Here is a 19766-nt window from a genome sequence, read left to right as displayed (position 1 = left end):
GCTCGGACCCATGACCGAAACGAGCACGGTAGACAAGGACTCCAATCCCGGCGCGGATGCCGAAGTGCAATTGCCTGGCACCATTCGGGTGCTTGTCGCCAAACTCGGGCTCGATGGCCATGACCGCGGGGCCAAGATCGTCGCCCGTATCCTCCGCGATGCCGGCATGGAGGTCGTGTACACCGGTCTCTACAAATCGCCCAATGAGGTCGTCAACGCAGCAATACAGGAAGACGTCGATGTTATCGGGGTCAGTCTTCTGTCGGGCTCTCATGTCCCGCTGTTTCGAGAATTGGGACGTTGCCTGCGGGAGCAAAAGGCCGAGCATATTTTCGTTGTCGCGGGCGGCGTGATTCCCGAGCAGGACTATGCCGCTTTGTCGGAAAGCGGCGTCGATGCCATCGTTCCGCAGGAGGCACGGGCCGATCTGATTGTCACGACGATCAGGAACCTGATCGCAGCCCGTGGTCGCATATGAACGCATACACCTCTTCGAGACAGGCGAAGCGCGCTGCCTACATACCCTCGATCGAGCTTCTGTCCGGCATCCTGGCTGGCAGCGTTCCGGCCATTGCCAGGATGATTTCGCGCGCCGAAGGCGGATATGCGGAGGCCTCGGATGCCTTGGCGGAGATCTACAGACACACCGGGAAGGCGCATATCGTTGGCATCACCGGTGTGCCGGGCGCTGGCAAATCCACCCTGGTCTCTTCGCTCATCAAGGCCTTCGCGTCGGACGGATACAAGGTCGGGGTGATTGCAGTGGATCCGAGCAGCCCGTTTTCCGGCGGCGCCATTCTGGGCGACCGGGTGCGGATGAACGATGCGGCGCAGTCCTGCCAGGCCTTCGTCCGGAGCATGGCAACGCGCGGCCATCTTGGCGGCCTGGCCCGTTCGACCCTTCAGGCGGTCGATATTCTGGACGCGGCGGGGTACTCGCCAATCATCATCGAAACCGTCGGCGTCGGCCAGGACGAGGTGGAAGTGGTGACGGCGGCGCACACGATCGTGGTTCTGTCTGCCCCGGGGCTCGGCGACGACATCCAGGCGATTAAGGCAGGCATCCTGGAAATCGCCGACATACACGCCGTCAGCAAATGCGACAAACCGGAGGCTTCGGCCACGGTTTCAGCCTTGAAGGGCATGATGGCCCTCGGAACGGTCAAGGCAAGCGCGGGCTGGAATCCCCCAGTTCTTCCGGTCAGTTCAGTTTCAGGCGAACGCATCGGCGAACTGAAAGACGCTATCGGCCAGCACTGGGCCCATCTGCAGGAAAGCGGCGAGCTGGCGGAGCGCCAGCGCAGCATGTGCAGAACGCGGATACTTGGCACCGCCAGGCACCTGTTCCAGCTCAAGTTCAATGAGGACGTCGAGGAAATGGAGAAGCACATTCAGGCAGTGGTGAACAGGGACGAGGACCCGCTCGTCGCCGCCCACCGCTTGTTGGGTTGGGACAGCGAGGCGCGGGTAGCATGAATCTGTTCTCGGAGCAGGCAATCGAAGACGTCAGGGAAAAGCAGGCCGAGTGGGAAGGCGGGGAACTTGCGGCTGCCTTGAAGAGCAGGCCCGAGGAAAAGCCGGTATACGAAACGGAATGCGGGATTGCGCTGAAGCGGATTTACACTGCGGCCGACGTCGCCGATATCCCCGCAAGCGACCTGGGTTTTCCGGGCGCCTATCCCTTCACGCGGGGCGCCTATCCGACGATGTATCGTGGGCGGCCGTGGACCATCAGGCAGGTTGCGGGCTTCGGCAATCCGGAGGCCACCAACCAGCGCTACAAATACATGATCCAGACGGGTCAGACCGGACTCTCGACCGATTTCGATCTGCCGACGCTGCTTGGCCTGGATTCCGACAATCCGATGGCGTTCGGCGAAGTGGGGCGTGTTGGCGTCGCAATCGACACGGTGGACGATGTCGACCGCCTCTTCGACGGCATCGACCTTGAAAAGATCTCGGTCTCCCTGACCATCAACCCCTCGGCCTGGGTGATCTATGCGATGTTCGTCGTCGTCGCCGAACAGCGCGGCTATGACCTGCACAAGCTGACCGGGACGCTGCAGGCGGACCCGCTGAAGGAATATGTCGCCCAGAAGGAATGGATCTATCCGGTGCGACCCGCGGTCAGGTTGCTGCGCGATCTGATCATGCACTGTGCCAAGACGACGCCGAAGATCAATCCGATCAGCCTGAGCGGCTATCACCTGTCCGACGTCGGCGGGAATGCGCTCCAGGAGATCGCGTTCATCATGGCCTTCACCATCGCCTATTGCGAAGAGGTCATCGATGCCGGCATGGATATCGACGACTTCGCCCCCAGGCTGTCGTTCTTCTTCATCAGCCACCAGGATTTCTTCGAACAGATCTGCAAGTTCAGGGCGGCCCGGCGCGTCTATGCCAAGATCATGTCCGAGCGGTTCAAGGCCAGGAAGCCGGAATCCATGCGGCTGCGGGTGCATGTACAGACCGCGGCGATGAGCCTTACCAAGGTCGAGCACCACAACAATCTCATGCGAACCGCCATCCAGGCGCTCGGTGCCGTGCTGGGCGGATGCCAGAGCATGCACACGAACGGTCTCGACGAGGCCTTTGCCATTCCGACTGAAGAGGCGATGAAACTGGCCATCCGCACCCAGCAGATCATCCGCGAAGAAATCAATGTGACATCCGTGATCGATCCGCTCGGCGGCTCGTACTTCGTAGAGCGCCTGACGAGCGACATGGAAACCGAAATCTGGAAAGTGCTGGACGAGGTGAATGAGCGCGGCGGCGCCATCAAGCTGGTCGAGGAAGGCTGGTTCCAGCAGAAGCTGGCCGACTCCGCTTACGCGACCTTCAAGAAGATCGATACGGGCGAAAAAATCTCGGTCGGCGTCAACCGGTATGTCGATGAGGCGAGCGGTTCCGCCGAGGTCCACATCCATCCCTACGACGATGAATGCACCCAGTTGCAGATCGACCGTTTGAATGAGGTCCGCGCCAACCGGAACAACGATCACGTTCGACATCTTTTGAAAGAGCTCGCCCAACAGGCCGGGTCCAACGACATCAACCTGCTGCCGAAGACCATCGAGCTTGTGAAGGCAAGAGCGACGCTGGGCGAGATTTGCAGCGCGCTGCGGGATGTCTGGGGTTCCTACGCCGAACCGATGATCGTCTGAGGAGGACACCATGACGCAAGCAGTCATTTCCAGAAACGACGGGGCAATCGCCTGGGTCAAGCTGAACCGGCCGGAACGACTCAACGCCATGAACAGGCAGCTTGTCGATGAACTCGCCGAAGCGCTTGCACGAGCCGAGGCGGATGAAGCCATCCGTGTCGTCATTCTCCACGGCGAAGGACGAGCTTTCTGTTCCGGGGACGACCTCAAGGACCTTGATGCGCAGACCACGTCCGAGGCAGCGACGCAAGCCTGGGTCGAGGCCATTCAGAACATCACCCTGCGGATCATGCAGTCCAGGAAGATTGTCATCGCGGCGGTGCACGGCTGGTGCGTTGGCGGCGCCCTCGAATGGGCCATCAACTGCGATTTTCGGCTGTTCGCCGACAACACCCGCTGGTTCTTTCCCGAGGTCAGCTATGGGCTTTTCGTGACCGGCGGCGTGACGGCGCTGTTGACCAAGCAGGTCGGGCCGCAGGTTGCCAAGGAACTGATGATCCTCGGCGAGCGTCACGACGCCAGGAAGGCGGTCGAAGTCGGTATCGCGTGGAAGCTGGTCCCGGAAGCCGAATTGCTCGACGAAGCAAGAAAACTCGCCTTGAATATCTCGGAGCGCCCCGCTGGCGCCGTATCCGACATCAAGCACGCCATCAACGAGGGCTTTCACTCGTCCCTTGCCGAGGCAATGAGCCTTGAGACCAAGGCCACGGTCAGCGGATTTCTGTCCCCAGAGGCCCAGGCCCGAGCAAAAGAGTTTTGACCGCTCCCATGACGATGCTTGACGTCTCATCTCCCGCCTACATTCCCGGCAAGCACGAAGACGACATCGCGGATCGGGTACTGCCCAGGATCCTGTTGAGGCAGGCCGAGAGGCTAGGCAGCAAGGCATTCATCGAAGTTTGCGGACGTTCCGCAAGCTTCGAGGACATGCTGCACATCTCCAGCAGGCTGGCGGTTGGCCTGCGCAAGCTCGGTGTCGGCCGATCGGATCGCGTGGCGATGTTGCTGCCGAATTGCTTCGAACTCGTTGCGATGTGGTTCGCAACATCAAATCTGGGTGCGATCGAGGTGCCGAGCAATCCCGGGCTAAAAGGGGACTTGCTCTGTCACAACCTGAACAATTGCGGGGCGGAAGTGCTCGCCGCGGACGCCAATGCACTCGTGGAGCTTGCAAAGGTCCAGGATCAGCTGCCCAATGTGCGGACGCTCATCCTCGTGGGAGTTGATCCGGGGGAAGCGCGGGCGGCAGGCATCAGGATCGGCCGGATTGTCCGTTTTGAGGAATGCCTGGCGCCGCAGCCGGATTTCGATCTGGTCGACGTCCATTATTCCGATCCGATGGCTATCCTGTACACATCGGGTACGACCGGTCCCGCCAAGGGCGCATTGATGTCCCACCATCATTGCTATTCCTGGGCAGCGGCAATGGCATCCAATCTGGGTTACACGACCAGCGACAGCTATTTCTCGGCGTTGCCGCTGTTTCACACCGACGCCCAGATGTTCGGCGTGTTTCTGCCCTTGATCTACGGCACGCCAGCAACGCTGGTCGACAGTTTCAGCGCTTCAAGATTCTGGAATCAGGTTCGCGCGAGTGGCGCCACGGCGACAAATCTGTTGGGCGCCATGGCCGTCATCCTCATGCGCGCGCCGCAGTCGGACAACGACAGCAGCAACCCCATCAAGGTGTGCCAATGCATTCCCATGGTTCCCGACAGGGAAGCATTCGAGCGCCGCTTCGATATGAGACTGGTAACGGGCTACGGGCAGACGGAAACCAGTTTTGTGACGTTGGACACGGTAGACGAAACGAGACCGGGTTCCTGCGGCCGCCCTCATCCGGACTGGGAAGTGGCGATCGTCGACGAGGCGGACAGGCGCGTTCCACCCGGCACCGTGGGCGAGATCGTGTCGCGTCCCAACAAGAGTTGGAGCATGTTCTCCGGCTACTACAGGGCAGACGCGAAGACGGTGCAGACGCTCAGGAACCTTTGGTATCATTCCGGCGATGCAGGCGTCATGGATGAAGACGGCTGGCTCTATTTCAAGCATCGCCTCAACGAGGCAATCCGGCGTCGGGGCGAGAACATTTCCGCCTACGAGGTGGAAACCGTCGCCGAGAAACACCCCGACATCGTTGAGAGTGCCGCTTTCGGAATTCCGTCGGAATTCACGGAAGAGGACATCATGGTTGTGGCGCAGCGGAGGGCAGGGGCCACCCTGGAGCCAGCCGATCTGCTCGACCACTTCAGGCAACTCGCGCCTCGCCATATGGTGCCGCGCTACATCGAGATTACCGATATCCCACTGCCGCGAACTCCGACGGAAAAAGTCGCCAGGAACACCTTGCGGCAACGAGGTGTGAGCGCTGCCACGTTCGATCGGGGACAGCGCTAGCACCGGGGAGTTTCAAGCGATGGAACGTCGGATGATCGCTCCCTGTTTTATGGACGATACGCTTGAATGCCTTCGCCGCCACAACGTGCCGGTCGAGCCGCTGCTGGCGCGGGTGGGGCTGCCGCCAGTCATTTCCGAACCGATCTCCGCGCAGCAATACGGCGCCCTTTGGCATGCCGTGGCCGAGACCATGGATGACGAATTCTTCGGCGAAGGAGCCCGGCCGATGCGGGCGGGCAGTTTTGCGCTGCTATGCCATGCGCTCCTGACGACCGAAACGCTGGAGCATGCGTTGCGGCGAGGCCTGCGTTTCCTGCGTGTGGTCCTTGACGATCCTCATGGCGAACTGGTTGTCAGGGATGGGCTTGCCGAGGTCACCTTGAAGGATGCCGGTCCGCTGCGGTCTGCCTTTGCCTATCGTACATTCTGGATCATCGTCCATGGCGTGAACTGCTGGCTGGTGGGCCGGCGCCTTCCGATCCGCTGGGTCGATTTCAAATGCCCAGCGCCACCCGCGGGAACCGACTACCGCCTGTTTTTCGGCGCACCGGTGCGGTTCGATCAGCCGGAGAGCCGGCTTGTCTTCGACGCCGACTTTCTGAAGCTGCCGACTATCAGGGATGCGGGCGCATTGCGGGAATTTCTGCGCCAGGCGCCAGCCAACATTCTGGTGCGTTATCGCCATGATGCAGGGCTTTCCGCCGCCATTCGTGGACGTCTTCACACCACGGTCCCATCCGCTTGGCCGAGTTTCGAGAGCCTCGCTGCGGGCATGCGCATGCAAGCGCCGACCTTGCGCCGCCGACTGCAATCAGAGGGGCAGACCTATCGTTCCATCAAGGATGAAATGCGCAGAGCCTTGGCGATGGAAGCCCTGCTTGGCGGCAGCCGAAGCGTGGCCGACTTATCGGCCGATATCGGTTTTTCCGAACCAAGTGCCTTTCATCGGGCATTTCACAAATGGACCGGCAAAAGCCCCGCGTCGTTTCGCCGAGAGGCCGCATCGAGGCTCACTGCACAGGACCGCGCGCCCGCAACGTCGGCGGGGCCGCGAGCACAGCGCGCATTGAACGGCAAACATTGCAAAATCGATCACCAAATCTGAGCGCCCCGGTCATCGTATGCCACCTGGCTCCGTTGCAACATGTTCGGGCGAGGAACGCTCGCCCGGACATGGACAATGCGGATCAAGGATAAAGTCTTTCTGGTCACCGGCGCTGGCTCCGGGTTGGGAGCAGCGGTCGCGCGCATGTTCGCGGCCGAGGGCGCGAACGTTCTTGCCATCGATTTAAACGCCGCGGCCGGCGAAAAAGTCGCCGCGGAACTGGGCAGCGCTGTGCGCTTTCACCGTGCCGACGTCACCAGCGAAGCCGACGGCATCGCCGCGGTGGATCTTGCCACGAAGACGTTTGGGCGCATCCACGGACTGGTGAATTGCGCGGGTATCGCGCCGGGTGAAAAGGTCCTGGGGCGGGACAAGCTTCACAGCCTCGAAAGCTTTGCGCGCACGATTGCCGTCAATCTTGTCGGCACTTTCAACATGTTGCGGCTTGTCGCCGACCGGATCGTGAAGGGAGAGCCCGACGCCGGCGGCGAGCGCGGGGTTATTGTCAACACCGCCTCTATTGCAGCGTTCGACGGACAGATAGGCCAGGCAGCCTATGCCGCCTCAAAGGGTGGCATCGCCGCGCTCACGCTTCCTGTGGCACGGGAACTCGCTCGCTATGGAGTGCGCGTGGCCACCATAGCACCCGGCATCTTTGAAACACCGATGATGGCCGCCATGTCGCAGGAAGTCCGGGATGCTCTCGGCGCGAGCGTGCCGTTTCCGCCGCGTCTTGGCCGTCCCGATGAATACGCCAGCCTGGTGAAGCACATCTGCGAAAACACGATGCTGAATGGCGAGGTCATCCGCCTCGACGGCGCGCTGCGCATGGCGCCGCGCTGAGTGGCGATGGCCTCGTCGTCCTGGCGGTCGGCGGCTGAAATTTCGATGTGGGTCAACGGCCCTGCGTTTCGCAGCCGATGACCCGAAACCCAAACGGGAGAGTTCTTGAGATGAAGCCCTTGTCCCTCATGTGTGTTGCCATCCTTGCATCGTCGGTCCTCGCGGCAGGACAAGTGTCGGCAAAGACGCTTGTCTACTGCTCGGAGGCCAGCCCCGAAACCTTCACTCCGATGACCAGCACCGCCGATTCCACCATGGATGCGGCGGCCAAGACCATCTTCAACCGGCTGGTCGAGTTCAAGCCGGGCTCCACCGAGATCGGGCCTGCGCTGGCCGATAGCTGGGAGGTCTCGCCGGACGGCAAGACCTACACGTTCCACCTGCGCCACGGCGTCAAGTTCCATTCGAGTGCGCATTTCACGCCGACGCGCAACTTCAGCGCCGACGACGTCCTTTACACCTTCAACCGCCAGCGGGACCCGAACAATCCCTACCACAAGCTCGGCAACGGTTCTTATGAGATGTTCGCCGCGGCCGGCCTCGGCTCGATGATCGGCGCGCTCGAGAAGATCGACGACTACACAGTACGCTTCACCTTGAACGCTCCCAACGTGACCTTCCTGTCCGGCATCGCGCTCGACGCCATGTCGATCCTGTCGCTGGAGCAGACCGAGAAGATGGTCGCCGCCGGCACGCCGGAACTGATCGACAGGGAGCCGGTCGGCACCGGCCCGTTCGTGCTTCAAGCCTATGTTGCCGACAACCAGATCCGCTACGCCGCCAACCAGGATTATTGGGGCGGTCCGCCCAAGATCGACACGCTGGTCTTCGCCATCACGCCAGAGCCGACGACGCGGGTCGAGCGGCTGAAGGCCAATGAATGCCAGGTCGCCGCATTGCCGCCGCCATCCTCGGTCGCTGAATTGAAGGGCGATCCCGACATCGACGTCCACCAGATCGAGGGGCAGAACGTTGGCGTTCTCGGCTTCAACGTCGAGCACGAGCCGTTCGACGATGTGAGGGTGCGCACCGCGCTTGCCAAGGCCATTGACCGCAAGGCGATCGTTGAGGCGGTCTACCAGGGTACCGGCAGGTTGGCCGGCAGCATGGTGCCACCGACGCAGCTCGGCGCCATCAAGGATGCCGCCATCGACTACGACCCCGAAGGCGCGAAGAATTTACTGAAGGAAGCTGGCTATGAAAGCGGCCTGTCGATCAGCCTCTGGGCGATGCCGGTCTCACGGCCTTACAATCCCAATGCCCGGCGCATGGCCGAGATGATTCAGGCCGATTGGGCCGCGGTCGGCGTGAAGTCCGACATCGTCTCGTACGAGTGGGGCGAGTATCTCAAGCGCACCTCCGCCGGCGAACACGACAGTTTCCTGCTCGGTGGCAGCAGCGACAACGGCGATCCCGACAACCTGCTCAGCTACATGCTGAGCTGCGAAGGTGTCGCCGGCGGCTCCAACCGCTCGCGTTGGTGCAACCCGGATTTCGAAAAGCCGTTGCAGCAAGGCCGCGTCGAGGCCGATCCCGCCAAGCGCGCCGAGATATATCGCCACGCGCAGAAGATCGTGAAGATCGAGGTTCCCGGCGTGCCGATCGCGCATTCCGTCGTGTCGGTCCCGGTGCGCAAAAGCGTGCTGAACTATGTGATGGATCCGTTCGGCCGCCAGAATTTCGCCCGCGTCGACATCGCTGAGTAGGACACGCGGATGACCGGAAAAGTGGATGAGATCGGCCGCTTGCTTGCGGACTATATCGACCGGGGCGCGGTGGGTGTCTCGCTTGCCTTCGCCATCTGGGACAGGTCTGCAAAAGTCGTGACGGCCGGGGTGGCGGATCGCCGCGATGGCACGCCCGTCACCGCGGACCGGCTCTTCAAGATCGGGAGCTGCACCAAGACCTTCGTCGTGGCCGCGCTCGTCCGGTTGGCCGAGGACAGCAAGATCGACCTCGGCGGACCCATCTCGCACTGGTTCCCCGACCTTCCTGGCGGGGAACAGATTTCGGTGCGGCAACTGGTCAATCATCGCAGTGGCCTGCCGGAATTCGAATACGACATACCAATGGACCCGAGCCGGGTCTGGATACCCGCCGAGCTGATCGACATGGCATTCAAGGCTGGCGTGCGGAAGGCGCCCGGCGGTCCGGCCGTCTACAACAACACCGGCTATGTTTTGGCGGGCCTGCTGATCGAACAGGTCACCGGCCAATCCCTCGGCGCCTATGTTCGCCAGGCCGTGCTCGATCCCCTGGGATTGCACGACACCTGGTCCTATCCGGCCGAACGGTTGGTGCGGGGCTACTACCATCGTCCACCGCCGCCCGCTGGCGCTGCCAAGGACATCGCCTCGGGGGGTGAGATGTGGCGCATGGATGGGGTGTTGCCCTATTCGGAAGCATTGCAGGATTCGTCCGATACCTTTCCCTATTCAGCCGCATATGGCCTTGGCGATATGGTCTCCACTCCCAGCGATCTTGTCGCCTTCATGCGCGGCTTGTTCGCGGGCAAGGTGATTTCGCCACCTTGGTTCGAGGAGATGTCTGGCTCTCGTGTGCCGGCTTCCTTCCCTGGCACCCGCATGCGCGAGACCGGCGCCGGCCTGTTCCAGAGCAGCTATGACGGCCGCCCGTTCTACGGTCATCAGGGCAGCATCCCTGGCTACGTCTGCGTCATGCAGCACGACCCGGAAAGCCGGCTGACCATTGCCATGACCAGCAATGTCGGATCTGGCAACCGCCTGTCCTTCCAGGCGAGTGGACTCCATGAGGTCGTCGACACGGTCATCCGAGCGATCCAGCCATGACTGGGAGACAGGTGAGCACTCATGATCCAGTGGTGATCGTCGGGATCGCAAGGACACCGATTGGCGCCTTCCAAGGGAACTTCAAGGACGTTAGCGCCGTAAGACTGGGCGCGGCCGCCGTCCGCGCGGCCTTGGAGCGGTCCGGCGTCAAAATGGATCTCGTTGATGAGGTTCTGCTTGGATGCGTTCTGACCGCGGGGCAGGGGCAGGCACCTGCGCGTCAGGCAACCCTTGAAGCAGGCCTGCCGTTGGGCGTTGGCGCCACGACCGTAAACAAGATGTGCGGGTCCGGCATGATGTCGGTCATGCTTGCCCACGACCTGATTACGGCGGGGGCCGGTGCCGTGGTCGTCGCAGGCGGCATGGAGAGCATGACCAATGCGCCTTATCTGCTCGACCGTGCGCGCCCCGGCTATCGCATGGGACACAACAAGATCATCGACCATATGTTCCTCGATGGCCTGGAGGATGCCTATGACAAAGGGCGCCTCATGGGAACCTTTGCCGAAGATTGCGCCGAGGCCTACCAATTTACCCGCGACGCCCAGGATGCGTTTGCCCTCGGCTCTCTCGAGAAGGTACGCAAGGCCATCGCCTGCGGCAGCTTCCTCGAAGAGATTGTTCCGGTCACGGTCACAGAGGGCAAGGACGGGCGGGTCGTCGGCGAGGACGAGCAGCCAGGAAAAGCTCGGATAGACAAGATTCCGTTGTTGAAACCTGCCTTCCGAGAGGGCGGCACGGTAACGGCGGCGAATTCTTCGTCGATCTCGGACGGCGCGGCAGCACTCGTCCTCATGCGCCGTTCGCAGGCTGACAAAAGGGGTCTTACCCCGCTTGCGGCAATCCATGGTCATGCCACGCACGCGCAGGCCGCCAATCTTTTCACGACCGCGCCTATCGGCGCGATCCGAAAGCTCCGCGACAGGATCAATTGGGACCTCAAGGATGTTGATCTCTTTGAGATCAACGAGGCTTTCGCGGTGGTGCCCATGGCAGCGATGCGCGAACTCGATCTGCCACCGGATAAAGTGAATGCCCATGGCGGCGCGTGTGCGCTCGGCCATCCCATCGGCGCTTCGGGCGCCCGGATCATCGTCACACTGGTTTCGGCCCTCCGAAAACATCGTCTGCGACGAGGGATCGCATCCGTCTGCATCGGTGGCGGCGAAGCCACTGCCCTGGCGGTGGAACTCATGTCTTGAACGACCCGGAGAGCTATTGGCGTCGCAGACAATGAACAGCAGCGGCGCTGATCCCGATCCGTCAGCTTCATGCGCCAGACGTGGGTATCGCATGAAGCATCAACCACCGCCCACGATGCTAATGGGAGTCATCACATGAAAAAAGCACTCTTGCCCGCGCTTGCCATGACTGCGCTGGTCGCGTTCGGCGGCAACGCCTTCGCCGACATTCTGATCGGCGTTGCCGGCCCGATTACCGGACCGAACGCCGCCTTTGGTGCGCAGTTCCAAAAAGGTGCCGAACAGGCGGCCGCCGATATCAATGCCGCCGGCGGCATCCTCGGCCAGCAGATCAAGATCGAGGTCGGGGACGATGTCTCCGACCCGAAACAGGGTATCTCGGTCGCCAACAAATTCGTCGGCGACGGGGTCAAGTTCGTGGTCGGCCACTTCAACTCGGGCGTCTCGATCCCGGCATCGGAAGTCTATGCGGAGAACGGTGTGCTCGAGATCAGTCCCGCGTCAACCAACCCACAGCTCACCGAGCGCGGCCTGTGGAACACGTTCCGCACCTGCGGCCGAGACGACCAGCAGGGCAAGGTGGCCGGCGGCTACATTGCGGCAAACTTCAAGGATGCCAAGATTGCCATTGTCCACGACAAGACGCCCTACGGGCAGGGACTCGTCGATGTAACGAAAGGCGTGTTGAACGCCAACGGGGTCAAGGAAGTGCTCTATGAAGGTATCAATATCGGAGACAAGGACTTTTCGGCGCTGATCGCCAAAATGAAGGAGGCCGGCGTTACACTGATCTACTTCGGCGGCTTGCACACCGAGGCCGGCCTGATCATGCGCCAGTCGGCTGATCAGGGTCTGAAGGCAACGCTCTTCTCAGGCGACGGCATGGTGTCGAACGAACTCGCCGCGATCGCCGGGGACGCCGTGATCGGCACACTCAACACCTTCGGCCCGGATCCACGCAAGAACCCGGCCGCCAAGGGTATCGTCGAGAGATTCCGCGCTGCCGGCTTCGAGCCGGAAGCCTATACGCTGTACTCTTACGCCGCGGTCCAGGTTCTGGCCGCCGCAATCGCCAAAACCGGCTCCGCTGACGACGCGACGAAGGTAGCTGACGCCATCAAAGCGAACGGTCCGTTCAAGACCGCCATCGGCGAATTTGGCTACGACGCCAAGGGCGACCCGACGCGTCCGGACTACGTCATCTATGAATGGAAGAAAGGCGAGGACGGAAAACCCACCTATTTCGAAAAGTAAGAACTCGCGATCCAGGGATCATTTCTGGAGATGCCCGGTGTTATAGCCGGGCATCTTGTGGATGAGATCACCCCGAAGAGTCCCGAGCAAGCGCATGCCGTCATCCCCGATCGAGTGGAAAGATCGGCCGCGGTACATTCCGGTACGGCATTCGCTCGTAGTGAGGCGTACAAAGCGCGCCACTGTCGCAGACGATGATCTTGCCGGCAATCGGCGCGAACGCGGCACGGAAGTGCTGCATGGACTTCAATGCGACCACCCGCTTTGCCGCCGGGTCGATGCCGAATGCCCTGAACTGCTGGAGGTCCAGCATCTGCTGGGCGATGGTCACGACCAGGATTTCGATGCCGTCGACGCGCAGCACCGCGCTCCTTCCGAAATTGCCGGGAAGACCGCCGATCATCGGCCCGTCGCCGACGAAGTGGCCATCGCTCAGCGCCACGATTTCGGCATCAAGCTCAAGCGGACCGCCACCGAAGCGGGTGTCGGTCTTGCCGCCAAGCGCGATCCCGATGCGTTCTCCAACGGCCGACCCATGCAAGGCCGCCGCAGCCTCGCCATCGACCATCGGACCGAAGCAGGCGTCGGTCACGCCTGCTTCGAGCAGGGCCTTCAGCAGACTGGTCGCGTCGCCATAGCCGCCACCGCCGGGATTGTCGGCATAATCGGCTATGACAAGCGGGCCCTCGTCTGACTTGTGTGCCACGGCGACGGCTGCCGCCGTTTCGACGCTGATATACGCGTTCAGCACCTCGTGGCGTCTCTCCCAGATATCGTCGGCGATCGTTTCGGCGAACGCCTGGTGCGCATCGAAATCGCCTTGGCCGGTGACCAGAACGGTCGGCCCGACCTCGGCAATATCGGCGCTGGCGAAGCCGCCATTGATACTGACGGCAAACACGTCGGCTTGTGCTTCGTAGGTCCGTGCGGATGCAAGCCGCTCGAGCATCGGACCGATGTCGGTGCGCCCGCCATTGACCTCCTCGAGCATGGGTCGCCTGGCGCGGATCGTGCGCGGCTTGATCTCGCCGGCCATCGTGCGCTGCAGGATTTCACCGGCCTGCCGGCCGATCTCACGCATGTCGACATGCGGATAGGTCTTGAAGGCGACGATGATATCGGCGAGCTCGCACATCCGCCGGCTGACATTGGCGTGCGGGTCAAGCGTAATGGCAATCGGCACGGCCTGGCCGACGACGGCACGCAGGCGTTGAAGCAGTTCACCTTCGCCGTCCTCGCAAAAGTCGGGAACCATGGCGCCGTGCAGTCCAAGCAGAATCCCGTCGAAATGTCCTGATGTCGCGATAGCGATCAATGGCTCGCATAGCCAGTCGAACGCAGCGCGGGTGACCCTGCCGCTTGGACCGGCGGCGGAACTCAGCACATGCTCGACCTGCCAGTCGCGGGCACGCGCCACATCGAGGAAACCGGCAAGCTCGGTGTTGGCGTCGCCCCGCTGGGCAATGGCTTCCGCTCCCGTCAGAAAATAGCGGTCGCGGAACGCCTGCTCGTCGGTCGGATGACGGCTGAACGTGTTGGTCTCGTGATAGATTTCCGCGGTCAGGACTTTAAAGGTCATAGGTTACTCCAGGGATGCATGGATTCGGGCGCGGCAGCCGCAAAGGGGCGGCAACTCGGCGCGTGGATCAGTCCGGATGGTGGCAGGCTACGGCGTGGCCTCCTCCGGACGCGGCCAGAAGCGGTGTTTCCACCCGGCAGCGTTCGCTCGCCCGTGGACAGCGCGCCGCGAAGGCGCAGCCCGGTCCAAGATCGAACGGGCTCGGCACCTCTCCAGCTAGCGGCTGGATGCGGCGGCGCAGCTTCGGATCAGGCTGGAACGTGCTGTCGAGCAGCGTTCTGGTATAGGGATGGCGCGCCGGTGCGTCGGTATCGGGCAACGCCTCGACGACGCGACCGAGATACATCACCAGCACTTCGTCGCAGAAATATTTTACCAGCGCGAGGTCATGGGAAATGAACAGGTAGGTCAGGCCCATTTCTTCCTGCAGCCGTTCGAGCAGACCAACGATCTGGGCCTGGATCGAGACGTCCAGCGAGGCCGTCGGCTCGTCCAGCACCAGAAGCGCGGGCTTCAGCGCAAGCGCACGGGCGATGCCGATGCGCTGCTTCTGGCCGCCCGACAGCTGATGCGGGTAGCTCGATGCGGTCTGAGGGTTGAGCCCGACCATGGTCAGCAATCCGCCGATCATCTCGGTTCTCGCGGCTGACGAAAGGCGTACCCCCTGGATCTGGAACGGCTCCATCACCGCATCGGCAACGGTGTAGCGGGGGTCGATCGCCGAATAGGGGTCCTGGAACACCATCTGCATGCGTGCGCGCAGGCGGCGCATCTCGCGCGGGCGCTGCTTCAGCAAATCCAGCCCATCGAAACGGACCGCACCGCTCGATGGTTCGATCAGGCGCAGGATGAGGCGCGCGAGCGTGGATTTTCCACAGCCAGATTCACCGACGACGCCGACAACCCGGCCCTTCGTCATCTGGAACGACACGTCGTTGACCGCGTACATCGAGCGGGCCGCGCCGAACAGGCCGCTTTTGCTGCTGTATCGTTTGGACAGGCTGCTGACGTCCAGAAACGCGCTCATCCGACCGCTCCGGCAAAATGGCATGCGGCGGCGCCATCGCGGCTGGCAATGAAAGGTGGTGACACCGCAGCGCAGATTGCCTCGGCGCGCGGGCAGCGCGGGTGAAAGCGGCAACCCTGCGGATAGTGGGCGACGCTTGGGACGGTACCCTCGATGCCCTTCAAGCGCTGTGCGCCCGCCAATCCGCGCGGGATGCAGCCGATCAGGGCCTTTGTATAGGGATGGCGCGGATCATCGAAAATCGCCGCGACCGTTCCGTATTCGACCGCGGTCCCGGCATACATCACCACGACCTTGTCGCAAGCCTGGGCAACAACGCTCATATCGTGTGTAATCAGCACCATGCTCAGGCCGCGGTCGCGGATCAGGTCGCTCAGCAAGCGGATGATCTGCGCCTGGACGGTGACGTCCAGCGCCGTGGTCGGTTCGTCGGCGATCAGCAGGTCAGGGTCGGCGGCAAGCGCCATGGCGATGACGATGCGCTGCTTCATGCCGCCGGACAATTGGTGCGGGTAAAGGTGATAGATGGAAGCCGGTTCCGGAATCCGCAATTCGCCCAGCAGTTCGACGGTGCGGTTGCGCGCGGCCGATCTGTCCAGGCCAAGATGCAGCCGTGCCACGACATCGATCTGCGGTCCGACCTTTTTCAGAGGATCGAGCGACGTCATCGGATTCTGCGTGATCAGGCCAATGCGGCCACCGCGCAGTTTCCGGTAGGCCGGTTCAGGCAAAGCGGTCAAATCGCCGCCGTCAAAGACCACCGAGCCGCCGGTGATGCGCCCGCCGATCAGCGGCAGCAGCCCCATGATGGCCATGGCGGTCAACGATTTTCCCGATCCGGATTCGCCAACCAGTCCAAGCGTCTCACCTTTCTCGAGCGAAAAAGATACGCTGGACAATGGCGTGAGCGCGCCGATCGCAACGCGCAGAGCTTCCACTTTCAGGATCGTGCTCATGTTCCGCGCAGCCGTTCGCGGATGTCGAGTGCCCGGATCAACGCATCGCCGAACAGGTTGATGGCAATCACGGTTACGGCAACGACGAGACCGGGAAAGATGATGACCCAGGGTGCCAGGAAAAGCTGCGCGGTGCCGCTGCTCATCATGGCACCCCAGCTTGGCGTGGGCGGCTGCGCGCCAAGGCCGAAGAAGCCGAGCGTCGCCTCCAGGATGATACCGTCGCCGATGGCGAGCATGCCGACCACGATGACCGGCGCAACGGCATTCGGCAGCAGGTGACGCGACAGGATGTGGGCGGGCGTGGCACCCAGGTTGATGGTTGCCTCAATGAATGTCTCGCGCTTCAGCTGGACGATTTGCGCCCGGGTCAGCCGGGTGAACTGCGCCAGGTAGGCGACGGCGATGGCGAACATCGTGCTGGACAGGCCGGGGCCGATGATCGCCACCAGCATGAGTGCGATCAGGATGTCGGGAAAAGACCATGTCAGATCGACGACCGTCATCACGGCGCGTTCGAACAGGCCACCGAAATAGCCGGCGGCGGCGCCGAGCGCCATCCCGACGATCATCGAGAAACCGATGGCTGTTGCGCTGACCGACAGCGAGGTGCGCGCGCCGTACATGACGCGCGAGAGGACGTCGCGGCCGAATTCATCGGTGCCCATCAGATGCGGCCAACCCGGCGCGGCGTTGCTGTTGGCCAGATCCTGGATGGTGACATCGAAGGGCGTGATCCATGGCGCGGTTAGCGCGACCGCCAGCAGGATCAGGATATAGCCGCCCGAAAACAGGCCGAGTCGCGTGGCGAAGGCGCGGCCAACGCCGGATTGAGCCAATGCGTTCATGTGGTGGCTTCCCTGACACGAGGGTCCAGCGCAGCCTGGGCGACGTCGCCGATCAGCGTTCCGAGCATCACGGCAAGCGCCAGCATGAGCAGGCATCCCTGGACGACGGGATAATCACGCTGACCGAGCGCACGGATAAGCAGGCTGCCGAGGCCGGGCCGGCCGAAAACGAATTCGACGGTGACAGCGCCGCCGAGGATCCAGCCAATGCGCAGGGCCAGGATCGTGACGACCGGCAGAAAGGCGTGCGGCAGCAGATGGCGAAACAGGATGGTCGAGCGGGACAGCCCCTTCGCGTGCAAAAGCGTGACGAAATCCTGGCGTGCGATCTCGACCAGCGCCACGCGGGTGACACGGGCCACCAGCGCGATACCGCCGAAACCGATCGTGAGGACCGGCAAGACAAGAGCCGTCCAGGTCTTGGCGCCGGAGACTGGAAACCAGCCGAGCGTTACCGAAAACAGCAGGATCATCAGCAGCGCCAGCCAGAAGCTGGGTACCGTCGAACCGAGCAGGATGAAAGCCTTCACCACCTGTTCCACGACCGGGTTCTTGGCAACCGCGGAGATGGTGCCGGCGATCATGCCGACGATCGAAGAGAAGGCGAAGGCGAGGGCGCCAAGGGTCAGGCTGTAGGGCAGGTTCTGCCAGATCAGGGCCGAAACCGGGCGGCGCAGTACGATTGCCTCGCCGAAATCCCCGCTCAGGATGCTCCTGATCCACAGCAGGTATTGCTCGACCAGCGTCCGGTCGAGCCCGTATTTCACGGTCATTGCGAGCCGGTCCTCCGGAGACGAGCCGACGCGCATGAGGTTGTCGATCGGATCGCCCGGCAGAAGATGAACGACCAGGAAGATTACGACCGAAATCGACAGGGACACCGGAATGAGCATCAGCAGACGTTGCAGTGTGTATTTGATGATCATCCCGGCTCCTCCGGCGCTTCACTGTTGGTCAAGCGCCGGCAGCGCTGATTACTGCAGGACCTGCATGTCCATGATGGTCTGCGACCGGAAACGCGGGCCGCGCACCTTTTCCGGCACACTCACCGTCTTGGGGTTGAAGGCGATGTTGGTTGCCGGTTGGTAGATCGGCACGAACAGGAACTGGGACAGAAGATATTCGTGATAGGTCCTGAAATTCGCGATCCGCTCGGCTGAAGTCTTCGAGTTGGTCATGGCGGTTTTGTTCAGTTCGTCGGATTTGGCGTCTTTCCACATCGAGATGTTCGGGTAGCCGAGCCGAGCGCCGCTGAAGAACCAGTCGAGGATGTCGGCGTTGTTCCAGTCGTAGCCTCGCACGGCGAGCTGATGGTTGTTCTTCTTGTACTCGTCGCGGATCGTGCTGGAATCGAGCACGGTGATCTCGGCATCCATGCCGATATCCTTGAGCTGTGCCTGCACGACCTGGGTAAGCCGTTTGAACTCCGTATCGTTTTGCGTGAAGAGCTTCACCTTCAGGGGTTGGCCGTCTTTGGCGCGAACGCCGTCGTCGGCCCTTTTCCATCCGGCCTCATCGAGCAGCGCATTGGCCTTGGCCAGGTCGAAACTGACGTCGAGACCAGGCTTCACCTGGGATTCAGGAAGTGAGCTGATCAGGAAGTTGTGTGCTTCCTGGCCGACGCCGGCATAGACGCTGTCGAGGATGGCTTTCTGGTTGATCGCCAGGGCTGTGGCCTGGCGGACCTTGATGTCGGTGAACGGCGCTACCGACGTATTGATCGGCATGTAATTGATGCCGGTTCCCGGCATCGTGATGATGGTGGCGGCTTTTTCGCTCTTGATGATCGACAGGAAATCGGTGGGCACGCCGAGCAGCACATCGACGCCGCCGGTCTTCAATTCGAGGAATGCGGTCGACTGGTCGGGAATCTCGCGGAAGGTGATCTTGGCGATCTTCGCCGCGCCCTGGTTTACCGACAGGTCCGAATCCCAGGCGTAATCGTCATTGCGGACCAAAACGGTCTCGAGCCCTATCGAGAAGCTTTCCAGCTTGAATGGTCCCGTGCCGACAGCGGTGGTGACGCCGTAGTCCTTACCCAGCGCCTTGTAGGATTTGGGGCTGGGCACGCCCATGAAGGAACTGGCGAGGTTGTACAGCATGTTCGGCTCCGGGCGCTTCATGACGAATTTGACGGTCAGCGGATCGACGACCACGACCTTGTCGATTGCCTCGACCATGAAGGCATTTTCCGTGCCGGCGAAAGTCGGGATCCAGGCTGCGATCGTCTCGGCGTTGAAGGGCTCGCCGTCATGGAATTTGACGCCCGGATGCAGCTTGAACTCCCAGGTCATGCCGTCAGGACTTTCCTGCCATGACGTGGCCAGATGCGGGTGGAACGACTGATCGGCATCCTGCTCGATCAGCCGATCGTAGATCAGCGACGTCGCGGAATTGAGGTTGCTGGAGGTGATCGGATTGTACGAGGTCGCGCCCAGTTCGCCGGCCGGAAGCGCGAAAGTCGCTTCCTGGGCCATTGCCGCCGATGGCAGGCTGGTCATGAAAAGTCCGGCGGATAGAAGCGCCGAACCTGAGAGAAGAAACGCCTTGGTCATGGTACGCATGTCATTGTTCCCTGTTG

17 protein-coding genes are annotated in these 19766 nt (G+C 62.0%); 11 read left to right on the top strand and 6 right to left on the bottom strand.

Features of this window, described 5'->3' with window-relative positions; all coding sequences use genetic code 11:
• The first annotated feature begins 10 nt into the window (after positions 1–10).
• The 11 genes from ACZ89F_RS21765 (at position 11) to ACZ89F_RS21715 (ending at position 12775) form a co-directional block, all read left to right on the top strand.
• Complete coding sequence (locus ACZ89F_RS21765; RefSeq protein WP_476094084.1) at positions 11–478, top strand: cobalamin B12-binding domain-containing protein; 468 nt, start codon at positions 11–13, stop codon at positions 476–478.
• Positions 475–1476: a methylmalonyl Co-A mutase-associated GTPase MeaB gene (gene meaB, locus ACZ89F_RS21760; protein WP_476094083.1), complete on the top strand. Its 1002-nt coding sequence runs from the start codon at positions 475–477 to the stop codon at positions 1474–1476. Before ACZ89F_RS21765 ends, meaB begins: the two co-directional genes overlap by 4 nt.
• Positions 1473–3164 carry a methylmalonyl-CoA mutase family protein gene (locus ACZ89F_RS21755; RefSeq protein ID WP_476094081.1) on the top strand — a complete coding sequence of 564 codons (1692 nt, stop codon included), beginning with the start codon at positions 1473–1475 and terminating at the stop codon, positions 3162–3164. The genes meaB and ACZ89F_RS21755 overlap by 4 nt, the downstream gene beginning before the upstream one ends.
• A gap of 10 nt (positions 3165–3174) precedes the next feature.
• The gene (locus tag ACZ89F_RS21750) at positions 3175–3924 is read left to right on the top strand and encodes an enoyl-CoA hydratase/isomerase family protein (RefSeq protein WP_476094080.1); all 750 of its coding nucleotides are present in this window, start codon (positions 3175–3177) and stop codon (positions 3922–3924) included.
• Between the two features lie 8 nt (positions 3925–3932).
• Positions 3933–5561 carry an AMP-binding protein gene (locus ACZ89F_RS21745; protein WP_476094078.1) on the top strand — a complete coding sequence of 543 codons (1629 nt, stop codon included), beginning with the start codon at positions 3933–3935 and terminating at the stop codon, positions 5559–5561.
• Between the two features lie 19 nt (positions 5562–5580).
• Complete coding sequence (locus ACZ89F_RS21740; protein WP_476094077.1) at positions 5581–6666, top strand: AraC family transcriptional regulator; 1086 nt, start codon at positions 5581–5583, stop codon at positions 6664–6666.
• A 75-nt stretch (positions 6667–6741) separates the two neighbouring features.
• Positions 6742–7509 carry a 3-hydroxyacyl-CoA dehydrogenase gene (locus tag ACZ89F_RS21735; protein WP_476094075.1) on the top strand — a complete coding sequence of 256 codons (768 nt, stop codon included), beginning with the start codon at positions 6742–6744 and terminating at the stop codon, positions 7507–7509.
• Positions 7510–7619: 110 nt separating this feature from the next.
• Positions 7620–9215: an ABC transporter substrate-binding protein gene (locus ACZ89F_RS21730; protein WP_476094074.1), complete on the top strand. Its 1596-nt coding sequence runs from the start codon at positions 7620–7622 to the stop codon at positions 9213–9215.
• Between the two features lie 9 nt (positions 9216–9224).
• Positions 9225–10319 carry a serine hydrolase domain-containing protein gene (locus ACZ89F_RS21725; RefSeq protein ID WP_476094073.1) on the top strand — a complete coding sequence of 365 codons (1095 nt, stop codon included), beginning with the start codon at positions 9225–9227 and terminating at the stop codon, positions 10317–10319.
• 11 nt (positions 10320–10330) lie between these two features.
• Positions 10331–11521 carry an acetyl-CoA C-acyltransferase gene (locus tag ACZ89F_RS21720; RefSeq protein WP_476094071.1) on the top strand — a complete coding sequence of 397 codons (1191 nt, stop codon included), beginning with the start codon at positions 10331–10333 and terminating at the stop codon, positions 11519–11521.
• A gap of 135 nt (positions 11522–11656) precedes the next feature.
• Complete coding sequence (locus ACZ89F_RS21715; RefSeq protein ID WP_476094070.1) at positions 11657–12775, top strand: branched-chain amino acid ABC transporter substrate-binding protein; 1119 nt, start codon at positions 11657–11659, stop codon at positions 12773–12775.
• Between the two features lie 100 nt (positions 12776–12875).
• Here ACZ89F_RS21715 and ACZ89F_RS21710 read toward each other — a convergent pair whose 3' ends face one another.
• The 6 genes from ACZ89F_RS21710 to ACZ89F_RS21685 all read right to left on the bottom strand — a co-directional run bounded on the left by ACZ89F_RS21710 (position 12876) and on the right by ACZ89F_RS21685 (position 19749).
• A complete protein-coding gene (locus tag ACZ89F_RS21710; RefSeq protein ID WP_476094068.1) occupies positions 12876–14354 on the bottom strand; it encodes a M81 family metallopeptidase in 1479 nt (492 codons plus the stop codon).
• Positions 14355–14421: 67 nt separating this feature from the next.
• Positions 14422–15381: an ABC transporter ATP-binding protein gene (locus ACZ89F_RS21705; RefSeq protein WP_476094066.1), complete on the bottom strand. Its 960-nt coding sequence runs from the start codon at positions 15379–15381 to the stop codon at positions 14422–14424.
• On the bottom strand, positions 15378–16337 hold the full coding sequence (locus tag ACZ89F_RS21700) for an ABC transporter ATP-binding protein (protein ID WP_476094065.1): 960 nt from the start codon (positions 16335–16337) through the stop codon (positions 15378–15380). Before ACZ89F_RS21700 ends, ACZ89F_RS21705 begins: the two co-directional genes overlap by 4 nt.
• Positions 16334–17185, bottom strand: coding sequence for an ABC transporter permease (locus ACZ89F_RS21695; protein WP_476094063.1), 852 nt, complete (start codon positions 17183–17185; stop codon positions 16334–16336). The genes ACZ89F_RS21700 and ACZ89F_RS21695 overlap by 4 nt, the downstream gene beginning before the upstream one ends.
• The gene (locus ACZ89F_RS21690) at positions 17182–18111 is read right to left on the bottom strand and encodes an ABC transporter permease (protein WP_476094061.1); all 930 of its coding nucleotides are present in this window, start codon (positions 18109–18111) and stop codon (positions 17182–17184) included. The genes ACZ89F_RS21695 and ACZ89F_RS21690 overlap by 4 nt, the downstream gene beginning before the upstream one ends.
• Positions 18112–18159: 48 nt before the next feature.
• Positions 18160–19749, bottom strand: a complete 1590-nt coding sequence (locus ACZ89F_RS21685) for an ABC transporter substrate-binding protein (RefSeq protein ID WP_476094060.1) — start codon at positions 19747–19749, stop codon at positions 18160–18162.
• Between the last annotated feature and the right edge of the window lie 17 nt (positions 19750–19766).

This window comes from Mesorhizobium sp. USDA 3734, from assembly GCF_056279665.1.
The sequence above is the reverse complement of the archived record's forward strand: the minus strand, read 5'-3'. Positions and strand labels throughout refer to the sequence as shown.